The sequence below is a fragment of the Leptotrichia sp. oral taxon 879 str. F0557 genome (assembly GCF_000469385.1).
Classification (GTDB): domain Bacteria; phylum Fusobacteriota; class Fusobacteriia; order Fusobacteriales; family Leptotrichiaceae; genus Leptotrichia; species Leptotrichia mesophila.
Window position 1 is genome coordinate 74,706 of sequence record NZ_KI271317.1, and the last position, 7,573, is coordinate 82,278.

Annotated in this window: 7 protein-coding genes; 2 read left to right on the forward strand and 5 right to left on the reverse strand. The window is 28.6% G+C overall.

Going from position 1 to position 7,573, the window contains the following annotated elements; genetic code table 11:
- Positions 1-142: 142 nt before the first annotated feature.
- A complete protein-coding gene (locus HMPREF1552_RS05090) occupies positions 143-838 on the reverse strand; it encodes a phosphatase PAP2 family protein (RefSeq protein ID WP_021744030.1) in 696 nt (231 codons plus the stop codon).
- A gap of 169 nt (positions 839-1,007) precedes the next feature.
- On the opposite strand from HMPREF1552_RS05090, the gene HMPREF1552_RS05095 reads away from it, so the two are divergent.
- Both HMPREF1552_RS05095 and HMPREF1552_RS05100 read left to right on the forward strand, forming a co-directional pair.
- On the forward strand, positions 1,008-1,655 hold the full coding sequence (locus HMPREF1552_RS05095; RefSeq protein ID WP_021744031.1) for a response regulator transcription factor: 648 nt from the start codon (positions 1,008-1,010) through the stop codon (positions 1,653-1,655).
- On the forward strand, positions 1,652-2,953 hold the full coding sequence (locus tag HMPREF1552_RS05100) for a HAMP domain-containing sensor histidine kinase (RefSeq protein ID WP_021744032.1): 1,302 nt from the start codon (positions 1,652-1,654) through the stop codon (positions 2,951-2,953). Before HMPREF1552_RS05095 ends, HMPREF1552_RS05100 begins: the two co-directional genes overlap by 4 nt.
- Positions 2,954-3,019: 66 nt before the next feature.
- Here the strand turns inward: HMPREF1552_RS05100 and HMPREF1552_RS05105 are convergent, their stop codons facing one another.
- From HMPREF1552_RS05105 to pnp, 4 genes are all read right to left on the reverse strand, one after another.
- A complete protein-coding gene (locus tag HMPREF1552_RS05105; protein ID WP_021744033.1) occupies positions 3,020-4,159 on the reverse strand; it encodes a S1C family serine protease in 1,140 nt (379 codons plus the stop codon).
- 171 nt (positions 4,160-4,330) lie between these two features.
- Positions 4,331-4,600 carry a YggT family protein gene (locus HMPREF1552_RS05110; protein ID WP_039901212.1) on the reverse strand — a complete coding sequence of 90 codons (270 nt, stop codon included), beginning with the start codon at positions 4,598-4,600 and terminating at the stop codon, positions 4,331-4,333.
- Positions 4,601-4,636: 36 nt separating this feature from the next.
- The gene (pgsA, locus tag HMPREF1552_RS05115) at positions 4,637-5,185 is read right to left on the reverse strand and encodes a CDP-diacylglycerol--glycerol-3-phosphate 3-phosphatidyltransferase (protein ID WP_039901223.1); all 549 of its coding nucleotides are present in this window, start codon (positions 5,183-5,185) and stop codon (positions 4,637-4,639) included.
- Between the two features lie 34 nt (positions 5,186-5,219).
- Positions 5,220-7,325, reverse strand: a complete 2,106-nt coding sequence (pnp, locus tag HMPREF1552_RS05120; RefSeq protein ID WP_021744036.1) for a polyribonucleotide nucleotidyltransferase — start codon at positions 7,323-7,325, stop codon at positions 5,220-5,222.
- Between the last annotated feature and the right edge of the window lie 248 nt (positions 7,326-7,573).

The window sequence follows — 7,573 nt, forward strand, 5'->3', positions numbered from 1 at the left end:
GAAGCTATACTGTTTGCTATTGGCTATAATTTAAAAAATATGTTCATAAAAAAATAAAAGCTGAACTCAAAATTTTAATCATTTTGAGACAGCCCCTTTTGTATAAATTTCAAGTAATTATTCTTCCTTGTTAAATTTTTGATTAATTGACTACTCCTAGTTTTTCTCTCTTTCGTTTAATTCTGCCTATCTTTTTAACTTTTTTACCATAAACAGAGTCTTTTACGAAACTGATTCCATGCATTCTATTGTACACAAATTTTGCAATAAAATAAGAAATAATGATACTAGCAATAACATCTGTCGTCCAATGATATCTCAAGTAGACACGGCTAACACCTACTAAAAATCCTAAAACAAATAACATCATTTTGATATATCTATTTTTTATAAAAAAACTTAAAATCCAAATCGTTCCCCAAACAGTAATTGTATGCCCCGAAGGAAAAGAAGCATAGTCACCTTCAAAAAGAAAGTTATTTTTTATTAAACTTAAAACTCCGTAAAATTTTTCTGGATTTGTCGTTACTGAAGGTCTCGCTCTTCCAAACAAAAGTTTAAATAAATTTACAGTTATTTGGGTAGAAAGTAAAGTAAAAAAGATACCTGCAATATATTTTTTAAAAATATGGAATTTCTTTTTGTTTAAAAAAATTATAAAAAATAATATAAGAATTAATGATAATTCGAAATACCCTTCCCCAAATTTAGTAATTATACGAAAAAATTTTTCAATATTTTTAGAATTATAAAAAATACTAGACTTTGAAAAAAAAGATAAATGTTTAAAAAAGAATCTGTCAATAAAAAAAATATTATTAGTTAGTTGCAACGGCATCACCTTCTCCTATTTTGTTTTAGTTTAAATAAATTATAAAAAAATAAATTTGAATTATATCTTTTTATTTCACTTAATTTAAGATATAATATATTTGATGATGTAATAATACCATAAAAAGCAAATTAAAAAATGAATTTAATCTGAATAAATTTTAGAAAGAGGAAAGATGGGAAAAATACTGATTGTTGAAGATGATAAAAAAATATCACGAATTTTGAAATTACAGCTTGAACGAAAAAATCACGAAATAACAATAATTGAAAATGGAATTGACGCATTAAATGAAATTAATAGAAAAAGAGAGTTTTACGACTTAATTCTTCTAGATTTAGGGCTTCCTTCTATGGAGGGAAATGAAGTCTGTAAAAATATTAGAAAAATATCAAAAGTTCCAATAATTGTTGTATCTGCCAAAAATAACGTAGAAGAGAAAGTTGAATTATTGAAATCTGGAGCAAGCGACTATGTTACCAAACCCTTTGACTTTTTAGAACTTGAAGCAAGAATTGATATAAATATAAGAAAAGAAAAAATTTCACAAATTATCTACAAAACTTTAAAATTAAATATGGAAAATTATTCTGTATCTTTGGAAAATACTCCTATTTTGCTTACAAAAACAGAATTTGAGCTAGTGAAATTGTTAATTGAAAATAAAGAAGAAATAGTTTTGCGTGATAAAATCGTAGAAAAAATATGGGGATGGGAAGCAAGCGACAATCTTCTTGATACAACAATAAAAAAAATTAGGCAAAAAATTGGAAAAGAAAAAATAAAAACTGTGAGAGGAATTGGTTATATTTTAAAAATATGAAAAAAATAAAAGATAAAATAATTATTGCAAATACAGTAAGCCTTGTTTTTATTTCATTCGTCATCATTTTGGCAATGACAATTTTTTTAATTCACACAGCTGTTGAAGCTGAAACTAAAGAAATGGATAAATTACTTCCAACTGTTATAAAAAAATTGGATGAAGTTCCTGACAATAAATTAAAAGAAACTTATAGAAATTATGATTATGCTGATAAAGAATACATTTCCCTTGCGGTTGAGAAAAATGGAAAATTTATTTATTTATCAGATGATAAAGATAGTTTTAAGTTAAAAAGATTTGAGTCAAACAAACTTAAAACAAAATGGGATAGATTTATCTACAAAAAAATCTATACTGGACACAATGCAAAATACTATGCCATAAGAAATTTTGAATTTATGGAAGCACATGAACTTTTGTATGTTATGATTGCAATGTTTGTTCTAATAACAATTTCAATTGTCATAATTTCCAAAATTGTAGCAGAACACGTACTAAATCCACTTTCAAATATAATTTCTCAAAGTAATGAGATGAGTAAACACAACATTAATATACAATTAACAAAAAAGCGAGATGATGAAATTGGTGAACTAATTGATGTTTTAAACGAAACTTTTAATAAAAAAAAAGAAATTATAAAAAGCCAAAAAAATTTTACTTCAAACGTATCACATGAATTAAAAACACCACTTGCCATAATGAAAGGCTATCTTGATATACTGCAATGGGCAAGAGACGATAAAGATTTATTAAATGAAGCCATCGAAAATTTAAATCTTGAAGTAAAAAATATTGAAAGAATAATAAATACTTTGTTTCTAAATTCAAATCTTGAAAAAATAACTATAAAAAAAGAGATTACAAATGTAAAACAACTTTTTGAAAAAATAAAAAAAGATTACGAACTTTTAAATATAAAAAATAAAATTATAATAAAAGTAGATAATGAGATAAACATTTTTGTTGATAAAAATTTAATTTCAGAAGTTTTACGTGGATTAATTGATAATAGTATAAAATACTCTATCGGTAATATCGAATTACTTGTAAAAGAAGATGAAACAGTTGAAATTATTGTAAGAAATTATGGAGACAGGATTCCTGAAGAAGAAAAGAAAAATTTATTTAATCGAAATTTTCAAGGTAAAAATGCTAAAAAAGGAGCAGGACTTGGACTTCCAATTATGAAAGATATAATATTACTAAATGATGGAGAAATTTATATAGAAAATAGAAAGGATGGAATTGATGTAAAAATTCAATTTGCAAAAATTAATTACGAAAATGAATAAGTAATAAAATAAAAAACAGGCTATCTCAATATTTTGGGAAAGCCTATTTTTATAATTAATAATTTTTTATCTTCTTTGCTGAGTTCTTTGTTGCTGATAGTTAAACGCTTCCAATTTCATAGAAATATTTTTTTCAGTTCCATTTGATACTACTTTTAAGTTAACTGTTTCACCAATTTTTTTAGCCGCAATTTCTCCAATAAATGATCCTGCCGACGTTACACGTTTTCCATTGATTTCAAGAATTAAATCATTAACTTTTAATCCATATTTTGCTGCTGGCGAATTTGGATAAATTTGTTGAATCAAAATACCTGTTGAATATGAAATTCTTCTTTCTTTTTTCAATTCAGGAGTTAAATCAAGCACTGAAATCCCAATATATGGACGTTCATATTTACCATTTTTTATTATAGAGTCTTTTACATTTTCAGCCAAGTTTGATGGAATTGCAAAACTTAATCCAACACTTCCACCATTTGGAGAATAAATGGCAGTGTTTACACCAATAACATCCCCATTAATGTTAAGAAGCGGTCCACCACTATTTCCCTGATTAATAGAAGCATCTGTCTGAATAAAATTTTCAACTTGTTCAATTCCAAGTGAACTTCTTCCAGAAGCTCCAACTACTCCAACAGTCATCGAACTGTTCAGTCCTAACGGATTACCAAATGCAATTGCCCAGTGCCCAATTTTTATATTATCTGAGTCGGCAAATTTTAATGGTTTAAATGTTCTGTTTGCATTTACTTTTAAAATTGCAATATCCACTTCTGGCGATGTTCCAACTAATTTTGCTAAATATTCATGCCCATCAGATAATTTTACATAAATTTCATCTGCTCCGTCAATAACGTGATTGTTTGTCATCATATATCCATCACTTGAAATTATAAATCCTGAACCTAAACTTCCTGATTCACGTCTTTGCTGTCTTCTCCCAGATGTTCCGAATAAAAATGCTTCAAGCGGATTATAAGTTTCCACAACGATTGTTTTCTTAGTTCTAATATTTACAACTGAATCTTTCGCCTTTTCATAGACTGCTGAAAACGCATTTTGCGCACTGTACATATCTCCTGTAATATTTGTATTTTGAACAATTTGCTTATTATGCAAAATATCTGTATCTTTTGAAACTGCAGCTGTTGCTGTAAGTGCTGCCGCCATAAAAGATGTGGTCAAAAGTCTTTTTAATTTCATACTTTTAAAGTCTCCTCTTTCATAAAATTTATATTTTTTAGATTTTAAAACCTTTATAATGCTAGTTATTTTACTCCTCTTTTCTTAGAAAAAATAATATTCTCATTTTTTTTTATCTTAGTTTTTCTAAATTTTATTTAGTAAATGAGCAAAATTTTAATATTTTTATATTTAAAATGAGCCTAACAAAACGGTTCTTACAAAAATTTCTTTTATCAATTCCAAAATCATTAATCCTAGCATTGCCGAAATATCAAGATTCATACTTCCAATCGGAATTATTATTTTAAACATCTGTAAATATGGCTCTGTAACTTTTCTTACCCATTGAAAAAGTCCTATTTGATTATATGGATCAATCCAAGTTCCCAAAATATTTACTAAAATAAGAAGAGCATATAAATCAAACAGTTTTAATATCACTGCTATAACAATATCCAAAATCACACCTCCAAAAAATTTAAAAAGGTTATTATTTTATTTATTTAGAACATTTTTACATTTTATAACATATTCAACTCCTGAAACTATTGTTAATATCAGTGGAGTAAGTAATAAAATGTTATTTATTGTAAAACTGAAAGGTATTAAAATTATTAATGTAAGTGCTACCATCTGAGTCGCAGTCTTCCACTTTCCAAGACTTTCTGCTGCAATAACAACCCCTTCAGCTGCTACAATTGAACGAAGCCCTGTTATCATTAATTCTCTAAATATTATAACTATCACAAACCATAGGCTAATCTGACTAAATTTTGCAAGTGTCACTAAAGCCGAAATAACAAGAATTTTATCTGCTAAAGGATCTAGCAGTTTTCCTAAATTTGTAATCAAGTTATATTTTCTTGCAATTTTCCCATCATAATAATCTGTTATAGACGCTCCTACAAAGATAATCGCTGCAAATACTCTCATTGTCATAGAAACTGCTGCATTATCTGAAACTTCCAGAGCTAAACTTAAAAAAATGACAAATGGTATAACTAGAATTATTCTTAATATGGCTAATTTATTAGGTAAATTCATTTTCATACCTTTCACGCTCCTTTATAATATAATGTTATTGCTGCTGCAATGCCTTCATGCTTAAGTTAAATTTATCTTCACTTTCCATTGAAATTACCTTGACTCTGACATTTTGTCCTTCTTTTAAAGCATCTTCAGTTTTTTCCACTCTCTTATTGCTAATTTCAGAAATATGTAAAAGTCCTTCTTTTCCTGGCAACACTTCCACAAATGCACCAAATTTCATCAGTTTTGTAACTTTTCCTTCATAAATTTCATTTAACTCAACTGACTGAGTTTGTCTTTTAACAAGTTCCAGCGCTTTTTTCATATTTTCAGATTCTTTTCCAAAAATCGAAACAGTTCCGTCGTCTTCAATGTCTATTGAAACTCCAGTTTCATCAATAATTGCTCTAATAACTTTCCCACCTGGACCGATAAGTCCAGCAATTTTATCAGGATTAATTTTAATAATCTCAATTTTTGGTGCATTTTCAGCAACTTGTGCTCTTGGCTCACTAATTACTGCTTCCATTTTATCAATAATGAATAATCTTCCTTCTAATGCCTGTCTTAAAGCAATTTCCATTATTTCTCTTGTAATTCCTTCAATTTTTATATCCATTTGAATTGCAGTAATTCCATTTTTCGTACCTGCAACTTTAAAGTCCATATCTCCAAGATGATCTTCAAGCCCTTGAATATCAGTAAGTACAGTAAATGTATCTCCTTCTTTTATAAGACCCATTGCAATTCCTGCAACTGTAGATTTTATTGGTACTCCAGCTGCCATTAATGCAAGAGACCCTCCACAAATTGAAGCCTGTGATGATGAACCATTTGATTCTGTAATTTCAGAAATAAGTCTTACTGTATATGGGAATTTTTCTGTATCTGGCATAACATATTTTAATGCTCTTTCAGCTAAATTTCCGTGTCCTAGCTCACGTCTTCCTGGTGCTCTCATAAATCCTGCTTCTCCAACTGAATATGGCGGGAAGTTATAGTGCAGGAAGAATTTTTTACGTGTTTCATTTTCCATTCCGTCGATAATTTGCTCATCTTCCTTACTTCCAAGTGTTGCAACAACTAATGCCTGAGTTTCTCCACGTGTGAACAATGCAGAACCATGCGGCACTGGAAGTGTATCTATTTCCACATCAATTGGACGGATTTCAGTAGTTTGACGCCCGTCAGCACGGTATTGCTTGTATAAAATAGCATCTCTGACAAGTCTTTTTTCCACATCTCTATAATATTTCTTAAATTCTTTTTCAAGATTTTCATCAATTTCTTTATCTTCATTTTCAAGTTTTTGAACATATTTTTCAAAAAGTTCTATTTCTAAGTTATCAATCGCTTCATATTTTTCGAGTTTACCTGGTGTCATTATAGCCTTTTCAACTTCATTTTCAAAACTGTCAATAAATTCCTTGATTTCAAAATCTACTTCCTTTTTCTCAAATTCATATTTCTGAATTTCAAATTGTGCAAGGAATTTATCCTGTTCAACACAAATTTCCTTAATTCTTTCATGCCCAAACATAATCGCTTCCAGCATAACTTCCTCAGAAACTTCCTTAGCTCCAGCCTCTACCATTGTTACAGCGTCTTTTGTCCCCGCGACTGACAATTGAATTTCACTTTCTAATAATTGTTCTCCTGTTGGATTTAAGATGTATTCTCCATTAATGTATCCAACTGTAACTCCAGCCACAGTTCCTGCAAATGGAATATCTGATAATCCTAAAGCAGTAGAAACTCCAATTGTAGCAAGATTTTCAGGATAATTCACTTCATCATATGAAAGCACCGTAACTACAATGTGTACTGCATTCAAAAATCCTTCTGGAAATAAAGGTCTAATTGGTCTGTCAATCAATCTTGAAATCAAAATTTCATCAGTTCCTGGCTTAGTTTCCCTTTTTATAAATCCGCCTGGAAATTTTCCAGATGCATAAAATTTTTCGATATAATCAACTGTTAAAGGGAAAAAATCTTGTCCTTCCCTAACATCCTTACTTCTAGTTGCTGTAACTAAAAGTACTGTTCCTCCACATTGAACAATAACAGATCCCCCAGCTTGACGTGCAATTTTCCCTGTACTTATCTTAATTTTCTGGTTTCCTAAATTAAAACCATAAATTTTCTCTTCAAACATTTTTCCTCCTAAAATTTCTTTTTTTTTAAGAAGGGAGCAAATAATAATAAAATCTTTTATCGCCTTCCCAATAAAAAACTTTACAATTACTTACTCGAAATACCTTCTTAAAATTTTTTTAATTATACCATTTTTTATAAATTTTTACAAATCTTTTAAAAATAAGGCATGACAAACGTATGAATATTTTAAACTATTTCTTTATATTTATCTATTTTTTAACAACAACTTTTCTATAATATCAAAAA

Coding starts and splice junctions, on each gene's coding strand:
- HMPREF1552_RS05090 (WP_021744030.1), bottom strand. CDS start 838: ATGCCGTTGCAACTAACTAATAATATTTTTTTTATTGACAGATTCTTT.
- HMPREF1552_RS05100 (WP_021744032.1), top strand. CDS start 1,652: ATGAAAAAAATAAAAGATAAAATAATTATTGCAAATACAGTAAGCCTT.
- pnp (WP_021744036.1), bottom strand. CDS start 7,325: ATGTTTGAAGAGAAAATTTATGGTTTTAATTTAGGAAACCAGAAAATT.
- pgsA (WP_039901223.1), bottom strand. CDS start 5,185: ATGAATTTACCTAATAAATTAGCCATATTAAGAATAATTCTAGTTATA.
- HMPREF1552_RS05095 (WP_021744031.1), top strand. CDS start 1,008: ATGGGAAAAATACTGATTGTTGAAGATGATAAAAAAATATCACGAATT.
- HMPREF1552_RS05105 (WP_021744033.1), bottom strand. CDS start 4,159: ATGAAATTAAAAAGACTTTTGACCACATCTTTTATGGCGGCAGCACTT.